We start from the raw sequence: 24,134 nt of genomic DNA on the forward strand, positions 1-24,134 counted from the left end.
GTGCAAAGGTAAAACGATTTTTGGGGTTAAGCCGTATGCTTTTAAATATAATTAAGAATGTTTTTTATAAAAGCTGATGCAGATTAGTCTAACTTTTTAACCAACAACCAAGCGTCTTTGTTGCTTGTTTTTCTGATTTTATGAAGCGCCACAAGAGCTTCTTCGCCTGTTTCATAACTGGCGTAAACAACTTCATGTAAACCATATTTATTAACACCAATTTTTCGTGCTTTATAGCCTTCGGCTTTTAGTTGTTCGATTATTTTATTGCAGTTTTCCTCAACTCTAAAAGCACCGGCCACAATATGGTAATTACCGGTTTGCTTGGTTACATTAAAAGTCACGGCAGGAAGTGGATTGTCAATAACAAAAGTGGCTTCTTGAATTTTATTGTCAAGTTGCTTGAAGGCTTCTTCTTGTGCTAGTTGATTGTGAGTTTCAATTTGGTTGACATAATAATTAGATGCCACAAAACCTCCTAATGTTAAGGCCAGAACAGCTACAGCGGCATATTTGAAATACCCAAAGGATTTGCGTTTTTCGGGCGTGAATGCAATAGGAATTTCCTTTTCAAGCGTTTCAGCGGTTTCTTTATATAACTCTCTGGTTATGGCTGGCGACACAAATTCTGATAGGCCAAAAGCATCCGTTAAATAATTAAGACTGTAAGAAGGCTCAAACTGTATTTTACCTTCACTGTTAAAGGTTATATCACCAATATTGGTAAAGGTTAGGGTTTCACCTTGCGTTAAAAGACCTTTTAAAATTTTAACCCGTTTTTGAATTTTTTCTGAAGCAACCTCAAAAGGGATTTTCTCAACATCAGCAATATAATGCGCCAATAACCCATCATTTTTTTGAATTTGCTCATTGAACGATATGGACTTTTTTGGCGGATAAAACGCGTTGGTAGCATCATTGATGCTAGCAGGTACACGTTGGGTTAAAAAGGCTCCAAATTCAGGAACCGTAACACATTCATATCGGTATAATAAATCGCTGATGTAGGTTTCTAGTTGCATAAAAACAAAGTTAAAAAATTATGCTTTTGGATAACATTTTGGCAAAACTATTTATTAACAGCCCAAAAATTACTTACTTGTAATCTCAAAATCAAATGGATGGCATGACAGAAAAAGACCTAATTTATACTTTAGCCTTGCAAAATGTCTCAAATATTGGCGACATCACCACCAAGAAATTGATAGCGCATTGTGGTTCGGCCGAAGCCGTGTTTAAAGAGAAAAAGCACAATCTTTTAAAAATTGATGGTATTGGAAGCATAACCATCAATGATCTTTTTGAACCATACCATCATAAAGCAGCTGAAGAAGAATTAAATTATATTAAAAATAATCAGGTTACGTGCCTCTATTTTGAAGATGAAGACTATCCTGAAAAATTAAAACACTGTATTGATGGGCCTGTATTATTGTTTCAATCTGGCAATATTGACTTGAAACGCCAACATATTATAAGCATAGTAGGCACCAGAAAAATAACAAATCAAGGCGTTGCGTTTTGTGAGCGGTTAGTAGAGGAGCTAGCGGTTTATAATCCGGTAATTGTCTCTGGGTTTGCATACGGAACCGATATTACGGCTCAAAAAGCGGCCTTAAAGTACAATCTTCAAACAATTGGTTGCTTGGCTCACGGCTTAAACCAAATCTACCCGAAAGTGCATAAAAAATATGTGGCTGATATTGAAAAAAATGGTGGATTCTTAACAGATTTTTGGAGTAGCGATGTATTTGACAAAAACAATTTCTTAAAACGAAATAGAATCATTGCAGGATTGAGCGAAGCCACTATAGTCATTGAATCTGCCGAGCGTGGTGGCAGTTTGGTAACGGCCGATATTGCTAATTCCTATAACAGGGATGTGTTTGCCGTGCCTGGCAGAACAACGGATACACAAAGCATTGGGTGCAATAACCTGATTAAATTTCAAAGAGCTCATTTGCTTTCCAATCCGTTGGATGTTCCTTATATTTTAAATTGGACGTTGGAAGAAACCAAAAAGCCTAATGTTCAAAAACAATTATTTATAGAACTTGATGAAGATGAAAAAGCTATTTATAAGTTTCTTAAGGAGTATGATAAACAACAATTGGACGTTATAGCACTAAATTGCAATATGCCTATTTTTAAAGTAGCCAGTCTATTACTTAATATGGAACTAAAAGGGGTGATTAGACCGTTGCCTGGAAAACTATTTGAGCTTATTTAGCTTTTTATACTCAACAAAAAAGTTAATAATCAAAGCTAATATTATTAAAGAGGAAATTACTATAATCCACGGTTTTCCCTTTTCTGAAAGGAATTGAGCAAGTATGGTAAACAATTGAGATATAACCATCAACACGGTAAACAAGACAAGTTTTCTCATGTTAATATCCAGTTTTATTACGTACACGTTTTAGCACGGCATCGGCAACTTGTTTTGCTTTTTCGGCACCAATGGCCAAAGCCTTGTCAATTTCAGGCAGGTTGTTCATGTAGTAATTATAACGTTCACGTTCTGTGGCAAACTTGCCAACAATCAATTCAAACAAAGCTTGTTTGGCATGTCCATAACCATAACCGCCTTGCTCATAGTTGGCTTTCATGGTTTCAATTTGAGCCTTATCGGCCAACAGATTATAAATGGCAAAACAGTTACAAGTCTTCCAGTCTTTTGGTTCCTCAAGGGGTGTACTATCGGTTTGAATAGACATGATTTGCTTGCGAAGTTTTTTATCATCCAAAAATATGTTGATGATATTGCCCCGGCTTTTGCTCATTTTTTCACCATCTGTACCAGGTATCAACATGGTGTTTTCTTGAATTTTACCTTCGGGCATGACAAAGGTTTCACCCATTTTAGCATGAAAACGTGCCGCTACATCACGTGTCATTTCTATGTGTTGTAATTGGTCTTTTCCAACAGGAATTATATTGGCGTCATATAATAAAATATCAGCAGCCATGAGCATAGGATAGGTAAACAAACCGGCATTTACATCTTCAAGTCTGTCGGCCTTGTCTTTAAAACTATGTGCCAATGTTAAGCGTTGATAGGGAAAAAAGCAGCTTAAATACCAAGACAATTCGGTTACTTGTGGCACATCGCTTTGTCTGTAAAACACGGTTTTTTCTATATCCAAACCAAAAGCGAGCCAAGTAGCCGCGGTAGAGTAGGTGTTGTGTCTTAATTCTTCAGCATCCTTGATTTGGGTGAGTGTATGTAAATTTGCAATGAACAAAAATGAATCATTATTAGGGTCATTGGCCATAGCAATGGCTGGCATAATAGCCCCTAAAATATTGCCCAAATGCGGAGTTCCTGTACTTTGTATACCTGTAAGTATTCTTGCCATGTTTACTTCCCACGAAAGTGGGAATCTCATTAAAGTTAAACTTAAATTTTCTTATTCAGGCAAAGGTAATTTTTTTAATAGAATTGCTCAATACAATTATGTATTTTTGGGATAGATGAGAGTTTTTAAATATATATTTTGGGTTTTATATCGTATTTGGTTTTATATACTTGTAGGGTTACCCATTATTATTATGTTTCCGGTGCTATTAATTTCCATATCAAAGGAATCATGGTATCCGTTCTTTTTTAAAATAGCGCGTCTTTGGGCTAGATTCATCTTATTTGGAATGGGTTTTACAGTTAAAATTGAGGCCCAACAACTTCCTGAAAAGGATAAAAGCTATATGTTTATAGCCAATCATACATCAATGGTTGACATTATGCTTATGCTGTCCTGTGTGAAAAATCCGTTTGTGTTTGTTGGAAAAAAAGAGTTGGCAAAACTCCCTCTTTTTGGATTTTTTTACAAACGCACTTGTATTTTGGTGGATAGAAGTTCTGCCAAAAGCAGGCAGGCTGTTTTTTTGAGAGCACAAAAACGGTTGAAGAGCGGTTTGAGTATTTGTATTTTTCCCGAAGGCGGTGTGCCAGAAGAACACATTTTGTTGGATGATTTTAAAGATGGGGCTTTTAGATTGGCCATAAACCACCAAATTCCAATAGTACCATTAACATTTGCTGATACCAAAAGACGGTTTTCCTATACCTTTTTTAGTGGTGGCCCGGGCCGAATGCGTGTAAAAATCCATAGATTTCTATATACAAATGGGTTAACCATTCACGACACAAAAGTCTTGAACAGTCGGTCAAGAGAAATTATCCTGACCCAATTGGAACGCTTTAAAAAATAAAAACTGCTCTTTGGGGAGAGCAGTTTTTTTGATATTCTTTCCGAGCTTACTGAAAAGAATGATCAGGCCTAACCAAAAACCTAAAATTTAAATCCAATTCCTGTATAAACACCTATAAAATAGGGTTTGAAATTACCGGATGTATTGTTAAATGTGTTGATTTGATATTTGAACATAGGTTCAAGGTTCAATTCAAACTTTTTTGTCATTTTATAGTTCAAGCCTAAACCAAAATTGGCGCTATAACTAACCTTATTTAGGTTTGTGGCTTCTCCAATAAGTGTTCGTTGACTCCCAAATTCAGAATACAACTTGTTGCTGTTTAAAAAGAAGGAACTAAATCCACCAATAACATTAACTCCAAGTTTTTTATTGATGACGGCATATTCAATTTCTAAAGGAATTTCAATATATCCCAATGATTGATTGATTGAGGTGTTGGATGTTTTAATAAAGGATTCATTGTTGCTGTTGGTGCGTAAGCTTTCTCCACTTACTATTGAAATGTTTTCAGAAGCGTCGCTTGCGTTCACATTTTTCAACAAGCTAGAACTGCTAATGCCTACGGTTTCAAAAACAACCACATCATTGGTGTTATAGCCTAGATTAACTTTGTTAATACCAGAGCGTACTTTTAAGTTTTTAGTAACGGCATAGCTAGCTGTAACGCCATAGCTCATGTTCACTTCTCCACTTTTAGAGTTGCTGTTAAATTGAGAATCAATAGAAGATCCCTTTCCAAGACTATTGAAATATACAGGCGCCGCATTAGGAGCTATACTCCATTTATCTTGAATCTTTTCCTTTTCAATGGTTTTTGTTTCAGCGATGGCGTCTTCTATAGTAAGTGTTTTATGTTTTGAATCTGTAATAGTTGTTACCGAATCTATAGCCTCATTATTTACCTTGGCAATTGTAGTTTTGTTATTATTTAAAACTGTGCTTTTTTCTTGGGTTTTATCAAGATCATTGTTAGATTGAACAACAGTAGATTTGTTTTTTTCTTTTTCTTCAGAAAGAGTGGTAGCTATTGCATCATTAATTCCCAAAGGATTTTGAATGACCTCTAGGGTTTTTCCTTTTTTGGAATTTGAAAGGGTTGCCTTTGTTTCTGACGGATTATTTGCAATTACAGATGCAGGAGATTCAATGACCGTATTTTGTGGTGTTTGGTTGCTTTTGTTAGACTCTAAACTACTACTATCATCATTATTGGCATCTGTTGCTTGATTGGGTTTGTCAAAATCATTTGTACTATTGGATTTTGATGGCTCAACAACCTCTTTTTTTGTGTCCACAACTTGATTTGTTGGAACGGTGCTAGTGTTGTTACTGTTAAAATACAGGTCACCAATGGTTAAAAACAACAATAATAGTGCAGCAACGCCAGCATAACGCCACCAAATAGGGATGACTCTGCGTTTGTTTTTCTTTTGGTTTAATTGCGACTCAATGTTTTTCCAAACAGCATCACTAGGAGTTGCTTCAAAATCCTTGAAGCGTTCCTGGAACAGTCTATCTATGTTTTTTTTCTCTTTCATTGTAACGATTGTAAACGTCGTGTTGTTTTATAATCCTCAATGGTTGTTTTCAATATCTGTCTAGCACGTGCTAGATTGGACTTTGAGGTTCCTATAGTAATATCTAGCATCTCTGCGATGTCTTTATGTGAATATCCATCCAAAACATATAGGTTAAAAACCAATCTGTATCGGTCTGGTAATTCTTGAATAATTTGCAACAGATAATTAATTGAAATATCATCTTCATCAATTTCTATTGCAACATCTTCTGTTATATCTTCATTTACAATGTCAAAAACCTTTTCATTTCGGTATCGTTGTAAAACCGTATTAACGGTAATTCGTTTTAACCAGCCTTCAAAAGAGCCTTTGTATTTGTATTGTTCAATTTTTTTAAATATGGTTAAGAACGCATCCTGCAGATTGTCTTCTGCTTCGGCATAATTTCTTGAATACTTTAAGCTAATCGAAAATAGTTTACTCGAAAAGAGCTTGTATAGTTCGCTTTGAGCTTGCGTATCATTAATTTTACAATTTTCTATGAGTTCTTCTAAACCCAAATTAAACACATATTAATTAACACTTAGTTTAGTTTGTCACAGGCACTTCAATGGTTAAGTACTGGTCATCACCATTTTCATCAGTTCCTTGCCAAAATTTAAATACATAGCTGCCATTACTTGTTACTACAAAGTTAAAGGTTGCTTCTGTCAATTCATCTTGAAGGTCAGTACAATTTGGGTTGTCAGCAACATAATTTATGACCGCAACAGTACGCTCATTATTATTTTTTAGATAGTAAAACTCTTTGAAAGAATAACAGGTTGATGGTGTAAAATAATGCACGGTTATAGGATATGTTTCTCCTAAAGTAAACGTATCGGGCATGTCAACACTTTCAATGGGTAATACATCTAAGGAATAACCATCATAACTTGAACCATTATCACTAATACTACAAGACACCAATAAAATTAGTGTTAAACTAAGAATAATTAATCGTTTCATTACAATTTTTTGTTTTAAGCTTTTTCCTTTTAGATGCGAAGAGGTTTAAAAGGTTGCGTACTAAAACAAAAAATCCCGAGTTACCGGGATTTTAATTTTATTCTTTGGCGGCTTTTAAAGCAGCCTTTATTTTGGCTTCAAGTTCATCTTGAAGTTCTGGGTTGTCTTTTATGAGTGCTTTAACGGCATCCCTGCCTTGACCAAGCTTGGTGTCATCATAACTGAACCACGAACCACTTTTCTTGATAATTTCATGTTCTACGGCTATATCTAAAACCTCACCAACCTTAGAGATTCCTTCACCATACATGATATCAAATTCAGCCGTTTTAAAAGGAGGAGCCACTTTGTTTTTAACAACTTTTACCTTGGTCTTGTTGCCTGTTACATTACCATCGGTTTCCTTAATTTGAGTAGATCGTCTGATATCCAATCGAACAGAGGCATAAAACTTTAAAGCGTTACCACCCGTTGTTGTTTCTGGGTTTCCAAACATGACACCTATTTTTTCACGGAGTTGATTAATGAAAATTACGGTACAATTGGTTTTACTTATTGAACCTGTTAATTTTCTCAACGCTTGTGACATCAATCGCGCATGTAAACCCATTTTGGAGTCGCCCATTTCACCTTCTATTTCGCTTTTAGGCGTTAAAGCAGCAACAGAATCTATAACCACAATATCAATGGCGCCAGAGCGAATTAAGTTGTCCGCTATTTCAAGAGCCTGTTCACCGTTATCTGGTTGTGAAATAATCAAGTTATCAATATCAACGCCTAATTTTTGGGCATAAAACCTATCAAAAGCGTGTTCGGCATCAATAAATGCTGCTATACCGCCTGCTTTTTGTGCTTCTGCAATGGCATGAAGGGTCAATGTTGTTTTTCCTGATGATTCCGGCCCGTAAATTTCTATAACCCGTCCTCGAGGATAACCGCCTACGCCCAATGCTATATCCAATCCTAAAGAGCCTGATGGAATGGCCTCAACATCAACAACAGCAGAATCGCTCATTCTCATTACGGTTCCTTTGCCGTAGGCCTTATCTAATTTATCTAAAGTAAGTTTAAGTGCTTTTAATTTGGCTTCTTTTTCGTTGCTCATCTAAATGTTTATTTCTGAAATTATTCATGCTAAAATAATACTTCTTTTGTCACAATACAATTTTATCACGCAACCTTTTTGTTCTTTTTGCATCTACTAAATAAACTGGGAAAAATTTTGCTATGAAATTTAACAGAATAACATTTTAAGCTGACTAACTCAAACTGTTTGAAAAAGCGCTTTACATTTTGTAAAGTGCTTTTTTTATGAGATTTTGCCTTGGTTTTTCAAAAAACTGTACCTTTGCCGTTTAAATATTTCTTTAACCTTAAAACATTGGTATAGCATGCAACTGTACAATAAATTAAGTGCAAAAGAAAGGGCAGAATTAATCGATCAAGCAGGAAAAAATCGATTGACACTTTCTTTTTATCAATATGCCAAAATTGGCAATCCACAAGTTTTTCGGGATCACTTGTTCATTACTTGGAATGCCTTGGATGTTCTGGGCAGAATTTATGTGGCTCATGAAGGCATTAACGCCCAACTATCATTACCGGCAGACCGCTTTAATGAATTTAAGGAACACCTTGACAGTATTGACTTTTTAAAAGGTGTTCGTTTGAATATTGCCATTGAGCAAGACAATAAATCATTCTTAAAGCTAAAAATTAAGGTACGCGATAAAATTGTTGCCGATGGTTTGAATGATGAGACGTTTGATGTCACTAATAAAGGCATTCATCTAGCTGCAGAACAATTCAATAATCTTATTGAAGACGAAAAAACGATATTGGTTGATATGCGTAACCATTATGAAAGTGAGATTGGACATTTTAAAAATGCCATCACACCCGATGTGGATACGTTTCGGGATTCGTTGGATATTATTGAAGAAGATTTAAAAGACCATAAAGAGGACAAAAACTTGGTGATGTATTGTACAGGTGGTATTCGTTGCGAAAAGGCCAGTGCCTATTTTAAGCACAAAGGGTTTAAAAATGTGTACCAACTGGAAGGCGGTATTGTTGAATACACCAGACAAGTCAAAGAGAAGAACTTAGAAAACAAATTTTTAGGACAGAATTTTGTGTTTGATGACCGACGGGCAGAACGCATTAGCGATGATGTTATAGCACAATGCCACCAGTGTGGAGCACCGTTTGATGTGCACACCAATTGCGCTAATGATGCCTGTCATTTATTGTTTATTCAGTGCGATAAGTGTAAGGAGGAAATGAATAACTGCTGTTCAACAAACTGTAAAGAAATACATGCATTGCCGTATGAAGAGCAAAAAGCATTGCGAAAAGGGCAAGGTAATAGCAATGATATTTTCAAAAAGGGACGTGCCGATCATTTGCCATATAAAAAGGATTTAAGAAATATTTTTGAGACATTAAAAGTCAATAAACAATAGTAAGTTTATGATGCAGAAAATTGAATTAATGGCTCCTGCCGGAAATTTTGAATCCTTGCAAGCGGCCTTGGATAATGGAGCAGACTCCGTGTATTTTGGTGTGGAACAACTCAACATGCGCGCAAGAGCATCTATTAATTTCACATTAGATGATTTACCGGAAATAGCCAAACGGTGTCAAAAAAAGGGCGTTAGAACGTATTTAACGCTGAATACGATTATTTATGACCACGATTTATCTATTGTCAAGACCTTAATCAATAAAGCTAAAGAGGTCAATATTACGGCTGTTATTGCTATGGATCAGGCCGTTATTATGGCCGCCAGAGAAGTTGGTATGGAAGTTCATATTTCAACTCAAATTAATATTACGAATATTGAAACGGTTAAGTTTTATGCCTTGTTTGCCGATACCATGGTATTAAGTAGGGAATTGAGCTTAAGACAGGTAAAAAAAATCACCGAACAAATTGAAAAGGAACAAATCAAAGGGCCGTCAGGAAAACTTGTAGAGATTGAAATATTTGGTCATGGAGCACTTTGTATGGCCGTTTCCGGCAAGTGCTATATGAGTTTGCACTCCTATAATTCGTCTGCAAATAGAGGGGCTTGCAAACAAAATTGCCGAAAAAAATACACGGTCATTGAACAGGAAACCGGCTTTGAAATGGAAATTGACAATGAATACATTATGTCTCCAAAAGATTTGTGTACCATTGATATTTTAGATCAAGTCTCCGATTCAGGCATCAAGGTTTTAAAAATTGAAGGACGCGGAAGGGCTCCAGAATATGTAGCTAAAGTGATTTCTTGTTACAGGGCAGCCATTGATAGTTTGGAAAACGGAACTTATGAAAAAGACAAGGTCATTACCTGGATGCAAGACCTTGAAAAAGTCTATAATCGCGGGTTCTGGAACGGCTATTACCTAGGGCAAAAATTAGGAGAATGGAGTGCTGGATCTGGATCGCATGCTACACAAAAGAAAGTTTATATTGGAAAGGGAACGCACTTTTTTCCAAAGCCACAAATAGGTGAATTTAAAATTGAGGCCTATGATATTTCCATTGGCGATACCATTTTAATTACTGGACCAACCACAGGTGCTAAAGAGGTTACGGTTAGCGAGATGATGGTAAATGATACAAAATCATCTAAAGGATCTAAAGGCGATTTGGTGACTATTCCGTTAGGATTTAGAATCAGGCCTTCGGATAAATTGTATAAAATAGTTGAAAACAAAGTAGAGGCCTAATGGTGGTTATAACCCTGCAACGCCAAAAATGTATTGGATGCAATTACTGTGTGGAGTTAGCGCCCAAACAGTTTCAAATGTCAAAGAAAGACGGAAAATCGGTATTGCTTCATTCCCAAAACAAAAAAGGCTTTTTTACGTTAAAGTCAAACGAAAACGCCATTTTTGAAGCTTGCGACAATGCCTCAAAAGCGTGCCCTGTTAAGATTATTAGTGTAAAAATGACTTAGGAGCCATGATAATAACACTTCTATTTTAAAGTACACATAATAATCTTATCTTTACCTTTTAAAATAATTACAAACCTTCATTCGTAATAATTTTTTATTGACGAATTCAACATATAAAATATATGAGTTGTAACAGTTGTTCAACTGAAAAAGGCGGCCAGCCTAAAGGATGCAAAAACAATGGTACCTGTGGTACAGATAGCTGTAATAAGCTTACGGTTTTTGATTGGTTAGCCAATATGTCACTTCCTAACGGAGAAAAACCGTTTGATTGGGTTGAGGTCCGTTTTAAAAACGGCAGGAAACACTATTATAAAAACACCGAAAATTTAACCTTGAGTATTGGCGATATTGTTGCTACGCAATCACAATCAGGCCATGATGTTGGTATGGTCACGCTTACCGGCGAGTTGGTGCGGGTTCAAATGAAGCGCAAAAACATTCCTCAAGAAGGTGAGGAGATTTATAAAATTTACAGAAAGGCAAGCCAAAAAGACATCGATATTTGGTCAGAGGCAAGAGATCGAGAAGAACCCATGAAGGTTAAAGCGCGTCAATTCGCCATTGACTTGAAGTTAGAAATGAAAATATCTGATATTGAATTTCAAGGGGATGCCAGTAAAGCCACGTTTTATTACACGGCTGAAGAACGGGTTGATTTTAGGGAACTCATTAAAGTATTTGCAAGAGAGTTTAGAACACGTATTGAGATGAAACAAGTTGGCTTTCGTCAAGAAGCTTCCAGGCTTGGCGGTATTGGTTCTTGTGGTCGGGAATTGTGCTGTTCTACTTGGTTAACAGATTTTAGGTCTGTAAGCACTTCAGCGGCGAGATATCAGCAACTATCCTTAAATCCCCAAAAACTTGCCGGACAATGCGGAAAACTTAAATGTTGCTTAAACTATGAGTTGGATACGTATTTGGATGCCTTAAAAAGTTTTCCATCAACAGATATTAAACTTCAAACAGAAAAAGGAATGGCCGTTTGCCAAAAAACAGATATTTTCAAAGGCTTTTTGTGGTATGCCTATGAAGGTGAATGGGCCAATTGGCACAAAATAACAACCGATCAAGCCAATGAAATTATCAAGCTAAATAAAAAGAACAAAAAGGTTGCAAGCCTAGAAGAATACGCATCAGAATTGGTTGAAGATACTAAAAACCAGTTTGAAAACGTTGTTGGTCAAGATAGTTTAACACGATTTGATAGTCCAAAACCAAATAATAAACGTAAAAATAGAAGAAACAATAAAAACAGAAGGAAACCTAAAAATGCCAAAAATAATGCGAAATAGTGTGTTATTATTTATTTTAGGACTTTCTTTCATCATCGTTTCTTGCGACTCAAAACGGGTTTATGATGAGTATAAATCAGTTCCCAACGAGTGGAATAAGGATTCTGTTATTTCGTTTAAAATAAATCCCCCAGATTCAATAAAACCTTATAATTTGTTTGTGGATTTAAGAAATACCAGCGCTTATAAATACAGCAATATCTTTTTGATTGTTGAAATGGTTTTCCCGCATGGAAAGACTATAAAGGACACGTTGGAATATAGAATGGCAGATCCATCCGGAAAATTTTTGGGTACCGGTCTTATGGACGTTAAGGAAAATAAATTGTGGTACAAAGAAGACGTGGTGTTTAAAGAAGCTGGAGAATATACCGTAAACATACAACACGCCATGAGAGAAAATGGAAAGGTCAATGGCGTTGTTGATCTTGAAGGCATCACAGATGTTGGTTTTAGAATTGAGACCCCAACCAGTAATTAATAAATAGTATGGCAAAGGCAAAACAAGTTAAAAACGAGAACCACGAGTTTGATAAATATGTACGCTGGTTTTGGATTATTTTTTCAGCCGGAATTCTTTTTATAGTATTATTGTTTTCATTGGCATCATGGGGTGCTTTTGGAGAATTGCCAGACCATACACAACTAGAAAATCCCAAAACAAATTTAGCTACTGAAATCATTTCTTCTGATGGGGTTACTTTAGGAAAATTTTATTTTAATGACAATAGAACGCCCGTTGGTTATGATGAACTGCCCAAACATTTGGTAGATGCCTTGGTAGCAACTGAAGACGCCAGGTACTATCAACATTCAGGAATTGATATTAGAGGAACGCTCAGGGCCATTGTAAAACTTGGTAGGGGCGGTGGTGCCAGTACGATTTCCCAGCAATTGGCAAAACAATTGTTTCACGGAGAAGGTTCAACAAATGTTTTAGAACGAATCTTGCAAAAAGTCAAAGAGTGGATTATTGCAATCCGTTTGGAGCGGCAATATACCAAAGAAGAAATCTTAGCGCAATATTTCAATATTTACGACTTTAATAATAACGCAGACGGAATTAGAAGTGCTTCAAGAATTTATTTCGGCAAAGAGCCAAAGGATTTAGATTTAAAAGAATCTGCCATGTTGGTTGGGATGTTTAAAAATTCATCACTTTACAACCCCAGACCAGACAGAAATCCAGTTGGTGTGAAGAACAGACGGAATGTGGTGTTGTCCCAAATGGAAAAATATGGTTATATTACTGAGAAAGTTAAGGATTCTCTACAAAAAACAGAATTGGGTCTCAATTACTCTCCAGAATCCCATCGCGAGGGAACAGCCACCTATTTTAGGGAATACTTAAGAGCTTTCATGAAAGATTGGATTAAGAACAATCCAAAGCCAGATGGTACATTGTATAATTTAAACAGTGATGGTTTAAAAGTATATACTACCATTGACTCCAGAATGCAAAAATATGCAGAGGAGGCCGTTCAAAAACACATGCCAAGGTTACAGGCAGAATTTTTTCATCAAAACACTCCAAATAGAAACCCAACAGCTCCTTTTTTAGAGCTTGATCAAAGTGAAATTGAAGCTTTGATGAACCGTTCCATGAGACAATCTGAACGCTGGAGGCACATGAAGTATGATTTGGGAAAATCAGAAAAAGAGATAAAGGAATCATTTTCCAAACCAACCCAAATGACTGTTTTCTCATGGAAAGGCGAGATAGATACCATTATGAAACCGATGGATTCCATGAGGTATTACAAATCGTTCTTGCATCCTGGACTTATGTCCATGGATCCGCAAACAGGCCAAGTGAAAGCGTGGGTTGGTGGCATGAATTACAAACATTTTCAGTATGACCATGTAAAAGCAGGAAAACGACAAGTTGGTTCAACGTTTAAGCCGTTTGTGTATGCAACAGCTATTGACCAATTGCACCTGTCGCCTTGCGATATTTTACCGCGATCTCAAATTACTATTGAAGCAGGTAAATATGGAAATCCAGAGCCGTGGTCTCCCAAAAATGCTGATGGTGATTATGGTGGCTCCATGACCTTAAAGGACGCCTTGGCAAATTCGGTAAATACCGTGACGGCTAGGGTTATGGATAAAGTTGGGCCAAGACCTGTGGTTGATTTAGTAAAAAAACTGGGTGTTGAATCTGATATTCCTCCTGTTCCTTCCATTGCCTTGGGAACAGCTGATTTAAGTGTTTATGAAATGGTAGGAGCCTATTCGGCCTTTGCAAATAAAGGGGTGTATACAAAACCCGTTATGGTAACAAGCATTACCGATAAAAACAACACGGTATTATATCAGGTAAAACCTGAAACGAGGGATGTGTTGAGTGAAGAAACCGCTTACGTAACCGTAAAATTGATGGAAGGGGTTACAGAATCTGGTTCAGGGGTCAGATTACGAACCACGGGTGCTGAGGCTTACCGACCCGATTATAAGGAAATAGTCACTGGATATCCGTATCAGTTTACCAATCCTATCGCCGGTAAAACAGGAACTACACAAAACCAAAGTGATGGCTGGTTTATGGGTATGGTGCCTAATTTGGTTACAGGTGTTTGGGTAGGTGCCGAAGACCGTTCGGTGCACTTTGCAAGTATTACGTATGGGCAAGGAGCTGCTATGGCCCTGCCTATTTGGGCGCTTTACATGAAGAGCTGTTATGCCGACCCCGATTTGAATATTTCACAAGAAGATTTTGATGTTCCTGTAGATCTTTCCATTAGGGTGGATTGTTCAGGCACTTCTAGTGATAACAATTCAAAAAGCGGTTCAAAACAGGAACTCCCCGATGATTTGGATTTTTAAATAGTCTTTGCTAATTCCACAAAGAAATTTACTGATTCTGGGTTTTTCATGGAATCAACGTTAATGGATTTTTCAAAAGGCATTTTTAGTAAAATCTTTTTAATGGGTGCTTCCATTTTCTTGCCGCTTATGGTATATGGAATGTCTGCAACTTCAATAATGTCATCAGGAACATGTCTGGGTGAATATTCCTTTTTGAGCTGTTCCTTTATTTGTGTTTTTACATCTGCTGTAAGTTTGAATGAAGGCCTCATTTTTACAAACAAAGGCATATAATGCCGACCGCCTTCAAGTTCTAAATTAACAATAAGCGAATCTTCAATAGCTTGTATTTTATTGATACATCTATAAATTTCACTGGTGCCTATGCGGATTCCATGACGATTTAAAGTGGCGTCAGATCGGCCATAAATAATGATACCCTTTGTCTTGGAGTTTATTTTTATAAAATCCCCATGTCTCCATTTACCAGGGAAATGTTCAAAATAACTTGCCTTATAGCGTTTTTTATTGGGGTCATTCCAAAAATAAATAGGCATGGACGGCATGGGTTTATCAATAACCATTTCGCCTAAATCATCTTCAATAGCATGACCGTTATCATCATAGGCATAAAGGGAAACACCTAAGGCTCTACACTGGATTTCTCCGGTATGAACCGCATAAAATGGTGTGCCACCAACAAATGCGGTACAAACATCGGTGCCACCAGCCATGGAGCATAACCATACATCTTGTTTTATGTTTTTGTAGACATACTCAAACGCTTCAAAAGGCAATGGGGCGCCGGTTGAACTTATAGAGCGAATGGAGCCTAAGTTACAGTCATTTTTTGGCTTAATTTGGTTTTTCATGCTGGCCACTAGAAACGGTGCGCTGGTTCCAAAATGTGTAATGTTGACTTCATCTGAAAACTCCCAAAGCTTATTGATATTTGGATAGGTAGGACTGCCATCATACAATACAATGGTTGCACTCATTAGCAATGCCGATTGTAAAAAATTCCACATCATCCAACCGGTGGTGGTATACCAAAAATAATGTTCACCTTTGTGGACATCATTGTGGAAAGCCATGTATTTTAAATGTTCCAATAAAATACCACCGTGGGAGTGTACTATGGCTTTTGGTAAACCGGTGGTTCCAGAGGAGTATAACACCCAAATAGGATGGTTAAAATCAATAGGTTCAAAAACCAAGTTTTCGGCAACGGTATTAAATACGGTATCAATATTTATAAAATCTTTAGGAAATTTTGATATGTCATCTTTGTTCAAATATGGCAATACAATTACTTTTTCCAGAGTAGGCAAGGCTTTTGCTATATCAATTGCGATGGCTGTTTTATCGTGAGGTTTACCGTTATAAAAATAACCATCAACCGTTATAAAAACCTTGGGTTTAATTTGTGCAAACCTATCGATGACACTTTCGGTTCCAAAGTCTGGTGACGTGCTTGACCAGATGGCACCAATGGAATTTACGGCCAAAAATGAAATAGTAGCCTCTGGCACATTGGGTAAAAAGGCAACAACACAATCGCCTTTTGTAACTCCAATTGATTTTAAGTAAGCAGCCATTGATGCTACTTTATTTTTTAGTTCGTTCCAAGATAGTTCTTTGTGTTCACCTTGCTCGTTACTGAAGATAATGGCTGTTTGGTTAGGGTTATCATGCCTAAAAACATGTTCAGCATAATTGACTTGAGCACCATTAAACCAAGTAAAATCTGGCATAGTGGTCATGGTTAAAACCGTATCATAAGGCTTATGTGAAATAATATTAAAATAGTTCCAAAGGCTTTCCCAAAAATCAGTAATATGATCTACAGACCATTGCCATAGTTCTTCATAGGAATTAAAGGATAGATTCAAATTATCGGTCAACCATTTTTGATAGTCATATAAATGACTATTCTCTTTAAACTTTGTTGAACCTTCCCATAATTTATTGCTAGACATTTTTATAACATTTAAAGTTTAAATATACGCAATCTACAAACAATGGGTTGGGGCATTTTATAATTAAAAAACATAAAAACAAAATACTCAAAAACTAAATAATGTAGTTAAATACCTTAAAAAGTTAAAAATATATGTATTTCATCGATTATTAATGTTTTTTAATCGATGAATTAAAAAATAATGTTACTTTTATAATCCCCAAATAAACCAAAACAAAATAAATAGATTCCCAAATCTACCATAAACTGACAACTTATGAATTTTGCAACAAATCTACCTGAACAACCTATCAATAGTGAAAGTAAATTCAAGGAAACGCTTCGTGAGAATTTACGTTTTTTGAAAAGTGTTTTGTATTTAACCAAAAAAATATTTATGCTATAACCCTTTAGGGATGGCATTTATTAACTTTTTGGTATAGTCTTTTTTTGGATGGTTATAGATTTCATCGGCATCATCCAATTCCTCAATACGTCCTTTGTTCATCACCAATAATTGGTCGGACATGTATTTTACAACCGCCAAGTCGTGAGATATAAAGATATACGTAAAGCCAAAGGTTTCCTTCAGTTCGTTAAGCAAATTCAATACCTGCGCTTGAACAGAGATATCCAGTGCTGAAACCGATTCATCACACACAATTAATTTTGGCTGTAGAGCAATAGTTCTTGCAATACCAATACGTTGACGCTGTCCGCCAGAAAACTCATGTGGATACCGATTGAAAAATTCTTCAGAAAGGCCTACTTTATTTAAAATATCGATGGTTTTATCTTTTCGTTCACTATCGGAATTGAAAAGGTTATGTACTTTCATGGGTTCCATAATGGCTTTACCTATAGGAATTCTGGGGTTTAATGAAGAATACGGATCCTGAAAAATAATTTGGATGTCTTTTCGAAGTTTCTTAACCTCAGAATGGGATAGTTTTGTGATGTCTTTGTTTTTGTACAAAATTTTTCCGGCTGTTGCTTTATCCAGTTGAAGAATGGCATTTCCAAGAGTTGATTTTCCACAGCCTGATTCGCCAACCAATCCCAAGGTTTCGCCTTCATATAATTTAAAACTAACACCATCAACCGCTTTAAAGGAATCGGGTTTTGTAAACCAACCAGATTTTGAAACATATTCTTTTTCAACATTTATCACTTCCAATAAGGGTTCTTTACTATATAATATTTGATGATTTTTCTTGCGCTCTTTTGAAGTTATAATTTCTGTTTTAGTAGTATGATTCAAATAATCCTGGATAGTTGGCAGTGTTTTTAACCGTGTATTCAATGACGGCCTGGAATGTAATAATGCCTTTGTATAGGGTTGCTGAGGTGATTTAAAAATGTCTGAAACAGGCCCTTGTTCCACGATTTTTCCTTTGTACATCACCAAAACGCGATGGGCTATTTCAGATATTAAAGCCAAATCATGCGTGATGAAAATAATGCTCATCTTGGTTTTTGCCTGTAATTCTTTCAGTAGCGCAATAATGTCCTTTTGAACGGTCACATCCAAGGCGGTTGTAGGTTCATCAGCTATTAAAATATCAGGCTTGCAAGCAATGGCCATGGCAATCATGACCCGTTGTTTTTGCCCACCGGATATTTCATGCGGATACGCTTTGTAAACGCGTTTGGGGTTAGGAAGTTTTACGCTTTCAAAAAGCAAAAGTGTTTCTTCTTCAGCTTGTTTTTTTGAGCAATTGGTATGTTCCAATAATATTTCCTGGACTTGTTTTCCACAGGTCATGGATGGATTTAACGAACTCATGGGTTCCTGGAAAATAATGGCTATTTTATTGCCTCGAATATTTTGGAATTCTTGTGTTGTAATTTGGGTTAAATCAATGCCATCATATATAATTTGTCCTGAAGTAATTTTTGAAAGCTTTTTGGGGAGCAATCCCAAAATAGCTAAAGAAGATACTGATTTACCCGAACCGGATTCTCCCACAATACCTAAAATTTCATTTTGGTTCAGGTGATAGGAAATACTGTGGATGACTTCATTTTCCGCAAAGGAAATAGAAAGCTCATCAATTGTTAAAAGTGGTTTTTCCAGCATTTATATATGAGTGATTTCTGAATCGTGAAGAATCTCATCGCCACGCAATCGTAAAAAGATTTGAGCAACGGCTATTGTGTCTTTTTCACAGTATTTGATAATTCTATCTATTTCTTGGTCTTCGTAATAAACCCGATACACGTCGCTGCCATCAATATCGTCTTTTGGAGAGGGAATGCCCAACACATTGGTCAATAATTTTAAAGAGGTATAGGTTTTATAGTCACCGAATTTCCAGAGTTCTAAAGTGTCCAAATGTGGCACTTCCCATGGTTTTTTTCCAAACAAGTTTAATTTATATGGAATTTCAATACGGTTGATGATCATTCTTCGGGCAATGTACGGAAAGTCAAATTCTTTACCATTGTGCGCGCAAAGCAGATGCTTGTTTTTACTAAAATGGGAAATCAATAGGTTTTTAAAATCCTTTAAAATCTTGGTCTCATCACCGTGAAAAGACGTCACCCTAAACTGCCTTAAATCGCCCCGAAAGACAAAATAGCCGACAGAGATACAGATTATTTTACCAAATTCGGCCCAAATACCAGCACGTTCATAAAATTCCTCAGCCGTTTCATCATCTTTTCGTTGGTATTGTGATTTGTGTTCCCACAACGCTTGTTTGGTTTCATCCAAATCTGAAAAAGAAGGTGTTTCTGGAACGGTTTCTATATCCAGAAAGAGGATGTTTTCTAAATTAAGTTTTGAAATCATGATAATTACTTATAGTCTCATTTTCCTGCAAATAGGGTCTGACACTGTTTCCCAAAAACGCCAGCTATTCCGGCAGCTAAGCCTCCAATGATAGCAGAAACTGCCATTAAAAGATAAGGATTCCCCTGTAAAGGTAATAAAACCGCTATTTTTTTGGCAAGTATAAAATCATTGGAACTACTCAAATAAAACGCCTGTCCTATCCAAAGCAAGGCAATAGCTAAAAAAGGAACAAAAAACACGGCGCCTTTTTTAAGTGATACAATCAGCGAGGTTAAAAACGCAGAAACCATTACTGACCACCAAGGTAAAAATTGAGACAGTAAAACCGCTAATACAATGATTAATATAAAATGAGTGATTTTTCTTTTCATCTGTTGAAATTTATTTTTAAGGGATCAGATGTAATGCATTTACTAAACATTTTGGCTGACCCGTGGATTTTTGTTAAATGGCATTTCATTAGTTTGGCATTAAAGTTTGAGTTGCTACAACACCATCGGTTGCATCTGGATTTTGCATAAACAATAAATTTAAATAGTTGCCAGCAGCCCATCTATCAATAAAGTTATCATAATATTTGCTTCCAGGGTTTCCCGATTGTCCACCAGGATAAATACCAAGAGCTTTGGGAGGCGAACTCATTTCTACAATCATACGCCACGATGGGCCATGGTTTTTGGCAGCTGCATTCACGGTATTTCGGTCACCACCTATGGGAATATCAAAACGAGAAAAAGCTGGTAAGGCTTGCAATAAATGACCAACATAAGTGCTTTTATATTTGCTCCAAGCATAATCACCATGCTCTGCTTCCCATTCTTGAAGTTGTTTTACAGCTTCCTTAAACGAGATTAAAAACAAATCGCTGGAAGTTTCTTTCTCTGGGGTATTTGCCAAATCCATGATGGCATTGTCCGGATCATTTTTAAGCAAATAAATGGTTTGGTAATGAAGCGTACGCAAAAAGTAATTTTTGGCATTATCGTCAGGTTTTTTCTTAAGAGCGTCTTCCCAGTCAACGTCATCCCAAGTGAGATTGAAAAGGTCTTTCCACCAAATTTCCCAAATGGTTGCGGCGTGCGAATCAATGCTTGTGTTAAAGTCCCATTGTTTGATGCGATTATACATATCGGTTTCCTCTTTGGTTAATGTTGAGGCGTCCATGTGCTCAAACACGTAAGGCAATAATTCCGAAGCTTTTAGATTGTAGTTATTGTTTTGTAAATTTTTAAAATCTTGTATGTTGAAGGTGTCTTTAGATCTGAAAAAATCATTAATCACACGATTTCGGTAGGTTTCGTAATGATCGTTAAACACATAAAACGGATAGTTTTGATCGACTGGATGTTGATTGGCTGAACTAACAAAACCGCGTTCGGGATTTTTAGTAAAGGCATTGAATTTTTGTGGAATAAAACTCTGCCAGTCATTATCTGGATTGCTGCCATCCATTAAAAATTTTCCTTGCCCGTGCCATTTGTTGGGGAACAAACCTTGAATCCAGAGGGCGATATCACCTTCGGTAGAAGCGAACACAAAATTTTGGGCTGGAGCCACCCACTTCTTGATGGCATTTAAATAATCATCATAATCTTTTGCGGCGTTGAGTTCTAAAATGGTACGTTGTTCATTACCACCCATATGGCCAGTCCATTTCATGGCATAGCCCACGGTTTTCTGGGTTCCTTTAAAATTGATATCGTAACTTACTGGTCCTTCATGAGTGTAGAGAACAGAATCTATAAACGGTTTTTGATCTCTAATTTTGATTTCCTCTACCCGAACAGAGGTTTTGCGCCAACCGTTATTGTATTTATATTCTTTTCTAGAGGCATCTTTAAAGGTGGTTTTATACCAATCTTTCACATCTCGGGTCGCATTGGTTTCACCCCAAGCAATATGCGTATTAAAACCGGAAACGACACCCATAGCACCAGGTAACGTAGCACCAAAAGCATTATGTTCTGGAGTTGCCAATTGCATGACGAACCAAATGGAGGGTAGGTTAAGCCCTAAATGTGGGTCGTTGGCCAATATGGGGTTACCAGAATACGATTTGCTACCAGAAACAGCCCAGTTATTACTACCGTTTGCAGGGTCCGGATTGTCCATGGTTTCCGTTAAAGAATCTAGAGGTATCTCAGATGCTGGTCTTTCAGTCATAGGCGTGTCTATAAAACTCCAATCGGTATCTTTAGGAATCACAGGATCCAAAACATCAAAAAAGTCAGGGAACATGAGATTGAAGCGGTCTTTACCAAACTCCTGCATGAGATGGGAGTAAGCAAAGTCGTTGCTATAACCACACAAATCATCTGTCATGTACATAAACAACAAGGTTGTTTTTTCCAAGGTCCAGGGTTCTGGGGCATAGTTCAGTAATTTGTATTCTATGGGATAGTCTTTAGGTTTCAAAGAAGCGATATAGCTATTTACACCATCGCGATAGGCTTCTAAGTAGCTTAGAATTTCAGGGTCTTTTTTAATTTTTTCAAGAGCTTTTTCTGCACCGTAACCCAAGCCTTTTCTACGTTGAGCTCTGTCATAGTTTAAGGCCTTTGGCCCTACAATTTCAGATAAGCGTCCTGCAGAAGCAAAGGTTTGAAATTCCATTTGCCATAAACGGTGTTTTGCCGTTATATAACCTTGAGCCCGATATAAATCGATGTCATTTTGAGCAAAAATATGCGGAATTAAGTTGGCATCATATTTAATGGAAACTTCGTCAGTTAATCCGTCAACGACAATATTCCCGGAAATGGATTCCGTTTTTTCATTTTGCCAAATGCCTTGGGATGGGCTTAAAAACTTACCAATAGGAGGTACAGAACCGAGTTTTGTGTTAAGAGCATAAAAAACACCTAGTACAAGGACTAGTGATAAAACAAATTTCAAGTATTTCATTGAGCTAGTTTAGATTTTGAATTATTAAATATAAGAAAATTAATAACCCCATATTTCCATTTTTTTAGAATATTAATGGGTTATGATGAAAGATATATATTTTAGCTAAAACAAAGATTGTTGCTTAAAGGGATTTTCATGGTCAAGTAACCATTGTTTTCTGTGTATACCACCAGCATAGCCGGTTAAACTACCATCGGTGCCAATCACCCTATGGCAAGGCACTATTATCCAAAGAGGGTTTTTACCATTGGCATTTGCCACCGCCCTTATGGCTTTTACATCTCCCAATTGTTTGGATAATTCTAAATATGAAATTGTTTTTCCGTAAGGAATTTCAAGAAGTTTGTCCCATACCTTTTTTTGAAAATCAGTACCTTGTGGGTTTAGTTTTAAATCAAATTGTTCTCTTGTACCTTCAAAATATTCGTTGAGTTGCACCACACAATCTTCAAGTTCATCAGGAATAATGTCCGTAATTTTTTCTTCGGAATTTAAAACGGTGACTTCAGTAATACCATCAAGGTCACCAACTATTTTGGTGTAACCTAAAGGCGTGTTTATGATACAGGTTTCCATTAGTCTTTAGAGGTTTCATCTTCAAAAATACCAAGTTTTTTAGCACGTGCTTCCCAATTTTTTCTGGCTAAATGTTGCAGGTCTGATACATTATCGCTTTCATCCATGATTTCAAGACCAAGCAAGGTTTCTATAACATCTTCCATGGTTACCAATCCGCTTACACTACCATACTCATCAACCACTATGGCCATGTGGTTTCTGCTTTCAATTAATTGTTCAAACAATCGTGGAATGGGTAATTCTCTATCAACAACAATAATAGTTCGTTTTAATTCGGATAGTTTTTTTGAGCTGTTATCAAGGGCCATTTCTTTAAAGATTTCGTCCTTTAAAACCAGGCCTGAAATATTGTCTGGATCAGTATCATAAATAGGAATCCTTGAAAAGCGAAGATTTAAATTTTTATTAAAAAACGATTCAACAGTAGTAGTCTCGTTCTCAATTTTCATAACCGTTCTAGGTGTCATGATGTCTTTTGCCTTTACTTCTTTAAAAGTGAGCAAGTTTTTGATTATTTTACTTTCGTTTTCTTGAAACACACCCTCTTCATGAGCCATATCGGTCATGGCATGAAAATCTTCTCTACTTAACACACTACCATGATGCCCTTTCCCGCCAATAAGCTTTGTAGCCAATTGAAGTAACCATAACAGTCCTGACCATTTTAATGGGAAAATCAATACTGTTAACGCTTTTGAAGTGAAGTTTGCCAATTGTTTCCAATAGGTGGCACCAATGGTTTTTGGAATAATTTCTGAAGCCACTAAAATTAAAAAGGTCATAATGGCCGAAACAATACCAACCGTGTTAATGCCCCAAAGTTCTATTTTGTAAGGCAGTTTTTCTGCTTCAATACCAACCATCATGGCACCCAACGTGTGTGCAATGGTGTTGAGTGTAAGGATGGCAATTAGAGGTTTGTCAACATCTTTTTTTAGGTTTTCTAAAGTTAGTGCATACGCTTTGCCTTTTTGTTTTTTAACGTTTATAAACGTAGGTGTAACACTTAAAAGCACAGCTTCAAGAATTGAACATAAAAAAGAAAAGAAAATGGATATGGATGCCCAAAAAATTAAAGCGCTCATTAACAAATGA

At 36.6% G+C, this 24,134-nt stretch carries 21 protein-coding genes; 8 read left to right on the plus strand and 13 right to left on the minus strand.

The features are described from left to right. Nucleotides 1-83 precede the first annotated feature (83 nt). The gene (locus IEW94_RS13530; protein ID WP_188653959.1) at nt 84-1,022 is read right to left on the minus strand and encodes an HU domain-containing protein; all 939 of its coding nucleotides are present in this window, start codon (nt 1,020-1,022) and stop codon (nt 84-86) included. A gap of 104 nt (nt 1,023-1,126) precedes the next feature. Here IEW94_RS13530 and dprA point away from each other — a divergent pair, with 104 nt between their 5' ends. Continuing rightward, entirely contained in the window at nt 1,127-2,230 is a 1,104-nt protein-coding gene (dprA, locus tag IEW94_RS13535) for a DNA-processing protein DprA (RefSeq protein ID WP_188653966.1), read from the plus strand. A 160-nt stretch (nt 2,231-2,390) separates the two neighbouring features. On the opposite strand, the gene trpS is transcribed toward dprA, so the two are convergent. Then, a complete protein-coding gene (trpS, locus tag IEW94_RS13540; protein WP_188653968.1) occupies nt 2,391-3,359 on the minus strand; it encodes a tryptophan--tRNA ligase in 969 nt (322 codons plus the stop codon). A 115-nt stretch (nt 3,360-3,474) separates the two neighbouring features. Between trpS and IEW94_RS13545 the strand changes: the two genes are divergently transcribed. Further along, on the plus strand, nt 3,475-4,212 hold the full coding sequence (locus tag IEW94_RS13545) for a lysophospholipid acyltransferase family protein (protein WP_188653970.1): 738 nt from the start codon (nt 3,475-3,477) through the stop codon (nt 4,210-4,212). A gap of 80 nt (nt 4,213-4,292) precedes the next feature. Here the strand turns inward: IEW94_RS13545 and IEW94_RS13550 are convergent, their stop codons facing one another. The 4 genes from IEW94_RS13550 to recA all read right to left on the minus strand — a co-directional run bounded on the left by IEW94_RS13550 (nt 4,293) and on the right by recA (nt 7,848). Next, the gene (locus tag IEW94_RS13550; protein WP_188653972.1) at nt 4,293-5,753 is read right to left on the minus strand and encodes a hypothetical protein; all 1,461 of its coding nucleotides are present in this window, start codon (nt 5,751-5,753) and stop codon (nt 4,293-4,295) included. After that, nucleotides 5,750-6,295 carry an RNA polymerase sigma factor gene (locus IEW94_RS13555; RefSeq protein ID WP_188653974.1) on the minus strand — a complete coding sequence of 182 codons (546 nt, stop codon included), beginning with the start codon at nt 6,293-6,295 and terminating at the stop codon, nt 5,750-5,752. Before IEW94_RS13555 ends, IEW94_RS13550 begins: the two co-directional genes overlap by 4 nt. A 28-nt stretch (nt 6,296-6,323) precedes the next feature. Next, nucleotides 6,324-6,743, minus strand: a complete 420-nt coding sequence (locus IEW94_RS13560) for a hypothetical protein (RefSeq protein ID WP_188653976.1) — start codon at nt 6,741-6,743, stop codon at nt 6,324-6,326. A 97-nt stretch (nt 6,744-6,840) separates the two neighbouring features. Further along, complete coding sequence (recA, locus tag IEW94_RS13565) at nt 6,841-7,848, minus strand: recombinase RecA (RefSeq protein ID WP_188653978.1); 1,008 nt, start codon at nt 7,846-7,848, stop codon at nt 6,841-6,843. Nucleotides 7,849-8,134: 286 nt separating this feature from the next. Between recA and trhO the strand changes: the two genes are divergently transcribed. From trhO to IEW94_RS13595, 6 genes are all read left to right on the plus strand, one after another. Further along, a complete protein-coding gene (gene trhO / locus IEW94_RS13570) occupies nt 8,135-9,208 on the plus strand; it encodes an oxygen-dependent tRNA uridine(34) hydroxylase TrhO (protein WP_188653980.1) in 1,074 nt (357 codons plus the stop codon). Between the two features lie 10 nt (nt 9,209-9,218). Further along, nucleotides 9,219-10,463 (plus strand): peptidase U32 family protein, encoded by a 1,245-nt coding sequence (locus IEW94_RS13575; protein ID WP_188654174.1) that lies wholly within the window; start codon nt 9,219-9,221, stop codon nt 10,461-10,463. Continuing rightward, nucleotides 10,463-10,693 carry a ferredoxin gene (locus IEW94_RS13580; RefSeq protein WP_188653982.1) on the plus strand — a complete coding sequence of 77 codons (231 nt, stop codon included), beginning with the start codon at nt 10,463-10,465 and terminating at the stop codon, nt 10,691-10,693. Before IEW94_RS13575 ends, IEW94_RS13580 begins: the two co-directional genes overlap by 1 nt. A gap of 122 nt (nt 10,694-10,815) precedes the next feature. After that, on the plus strand, nt 10,816-11,988 hold the full coding sequence (locus IEW94_RS13585; RefSeq protein WP_188653984.1) for a PSP1 domain-containing protein: 1,173 nt from the start codon (nt 10,816-10,818) through the stop codon (nt 11,986-11,988). Beyond that, nucleotides 11,978-12,469 (plus strand): gliding motility lipoprotein GldH, encoded by a 492-nt coding sequence (locus IEW94_RS13590; protein ID WP_188654175.1) that lies wholly within the window; start codon nt 11,978-11,980, stop codon nt 12,467-12,469. Before IEW94_RS13585 ends, IEW94_RS13590 begins: the two co-directional genes overlap by 11 nt. 8 nt (nt 12,470-12,477) lie before the next feature. Continuing rightward, entirely contained in the window at nt 12,478-14,814 is a 2,337-nt protein-coding gene (locus IEW94_RS13595) for a penicillin-binding protein 1A (RefSeq protein ID WP_188653993.1), read from the plus strand. Here the strand turns inward: IEW94_RS13595 and IEW94_RS13600 are convergent. The 7 genes from IEW94_RS13600 to IEW94_RS13630 all read right to left on the minus strand — a co-directional run bounded on the left by IEW94_RS13600 (nt 14,811) and on the right by IEW94_RS13630 (nt 24,124). Next, nucleotides 14,811-16,775: an acetoacetate--CoA ligase gene (locus IEW94_RS13600; protein ID WP_188653995.1), complete on the minus strand. Its 1,965-nt coding sequence runs from the start codon at nt 16,773-16,775 to the stop codon at nt 14,811-14,813. The two genes, IEW94_RS13595 and IEW94_RS13600, sit on opposite strands and share 4 nt — an antisense overlap. A 381-nt stretch (nt 16,776-17,156) precedes the next feature. After that, on the minus strand, nt 17,157-18,836 hold the full coding sequence (locus IEW94_RS13605; protein ID WP_188653997.1) for an ABC transporter ATP-binding protein: 1,680 nt from the start codon (nt 18,834-18,836) through the stop codon (nt 17,157-17,159). Beyond that, complete coding sequence (locus tag IEW94_RS13610; protein WP_188653999.1) at nt 18,837-19,550, minus strand: 3'-5' exonuclease; 714 nt, start codon at nt 19,548-19,550, stop codon at nt 18,837-18,839. Nucleotides 19,551-19,567: 17 nt separating this feature from the next. Further along, nucleotides 19,568-19,924 (minus strand): hypothetical protein, encoded by a 357-nt coding sequence (locus IEW94_RS13615; protein WP_188654001.1) that lies wholly within the window; start codon nt 19,922-19,924, stop codon nt 19,568-19,570. A gap of 88 nt (nt 19,925-20,012) precedes the next feature. Then, on the minus strand, nt 20,013-22,457 hold the full coding sequence (locus IEW94_RS13620; RefSeq protein ID WP_188654003.1) for a penicillin acylase family protein: 2,445 nt from the start codon (nt 22,455-22,457) through the stop codon (nt 20,013-20,015). Between the two features lie 105 nt (nt 22,458-22,562). Continuing rightward, a complete protein-coding gene (locus IEW94_RS13625) occupies nt 22,563-23,036 on the minus strand; it encodes a methylated-DNA--[protein]-cysteine S-methyltransferase (RefSeq protein WP_188654005.1) in 474 nt (157 codons plus the stop codon). Continuing rightward, nucleotides 23,036-24,124 carry a CNNM domain-containing protein gene (locus IEW94_RS13630; protein WP_188654007.1) on the minus strand — a complete coding sequence of 363 codons (1,089 nt, stop codon included), beginning with the start codon at nt 24,122-24,124 and terminating at the stop codon, nt 23,036-23,038. The genes IEW94_RS13625 and IEW94_RS13630 overlap by 1 nt, the downstream gene beginning before the upstream one ends. Nucleotides 24,125-24,134: the final 10 nt, after the last annotated feature.

This window comes from Yeosuana aromativorans (genome assembly GCF_014646655.1).
GTDB classification, from domain to species: domain Bacteria; phylum Bacteroidota; class Bacteroidia; order Flavobacteriales; family Flavobacteriaceae; genus Yeosuana; species Yeosuana aromativorans.

Coding starts and splice junctions, on each gene's coding strand:
- IEW94_RS13585 (WP_188653984.1), top strand. CDS start 10,816: ATGAGTTGTAACAGTTGTTCAACTGAAAAAGGCGGCCAGCCTAAAGGA.
- IEW94_RS13610 (WP_188653999.1), bottom strand. CDS start 19,550: ATGATTTCAAAACTTAATTTAGAAAACATCCTCTTTCTGGATATAGAA.
- IEW94_RS13580 (WP_188653982.1), top strand. CDS start 10,463: ATGGTGGTTATAACCCTGCAACGCCAAAAATGTATTGGATGCAATTAC.
- IEW94_RS13620 (WP_188654003.1), bottom strand. CDS start 22,457: ATGAAATACTTGAAATTTGTTTTATCACTAGTCCTTGTACTAGGTGTT.
- IEW94_RS13545 (WP_188653970.1), top strand. CDS start 3,475: ATGAGAGTTTTTAAATATATATTTTGGGTTTTATATCGTATTTGGTTT.
- IEW94_RS13560 (WP_188653976.1), bottom strand. CDS start 6,743: ATGAAACGATTAATTATTCTTAGTTTAACACTAATTTTATTGGTGTCT.
- trpS (WP_188653968.1), bottom strand. CDS start 3,359: ATGGCAAGAATACTTACAGGTATACAAAGTACAGGAACTCCGCATTTG.
- IEW94_RS13530 (WP_188653959.1), bottom strand. CDS start 1,022: ATGCAACTAGAAACCTACATCAGCGATTTATTATACCGATATGAATGT.
- IEW94_RS13595 (WP_188653993.1), top strand. CDS start 12,478: ATGGCAAAGGCAAAACAAGTTAAAAACGAGAACCACGAGTTTGATAAA.
- IEW94_RS13625 (WP_188654005.1), bottom strand. CDS start 23,036: ATGGAAACCTGTATCATAAACACGCCTTTAGGTTACACCAAAATAGTT.
- trhO (WP_188653980.1), top strand. CDS start 8,135: ATGCAACTGTACAATAAATTAAGTGCAAAAGAAAGGGCAGAATTAATC.
- IEW94_RS13600 (WP_188653995.1), bottom strand. CDS start 16,775: ATGTCTAGCAATAAATTATGGGAAGGTTCAACAAAGTTTAAAGAGAAT.
- dprA (WP_188653966.1), top strand. CDS start 1,127: ATGACAGAAAAAGACCTAATTTATACTTTAGCCTTGCAAAATGTCTCA.
- IEW94_RS13630 (WP_188654007.1), bottom strand. CDS start 24,124: ATGAGCGCTTTAATTTTTTGGGCATCCATATCCATTTTCTTTTCTTTT.
- IEW94_RS13605 (WP_188653997.1), bottom strand. CDS start 18,836: ATGCTGGAAAAACCACTTTTAACAATTGATGAGCTTTCTATTTCCTTT.
- IEW94_RS13615 (WP_188654001.1), bottom strand. CDS start 19,924: ATGAAAAGAAAAATCACTCATTTTATATTAATCATTGTATTAGCGGTT.
- recA (WP_188653978.1), bottom strand. CDS start 7,848: ATGAGCAACGAAAAAGAAGCCAAATTAAAAGCACTTAAACTTACTTTA.
- IEW94_RS13550 (WP_188653972.1), bottom strand. CDS start 5,753: ATGAAAGAGAAAAAAAACATAGATAGACTGTTCCAGGAACGCTTCAAG.
- IEW94_RS13575 (WP_188654174.1), top strand. CDS start 9,219: ATGCAGAAAATTGAATTAATGGCTCCTGCCGGAAATTTTGAATCCTTG.
- IEW94_RS13590 (WP_188654175.1), top strand. CDS start 11,978: ATGCGAAATAGTGTGTTATTATTTATTTTAGGACTTTCTTTCATCATC.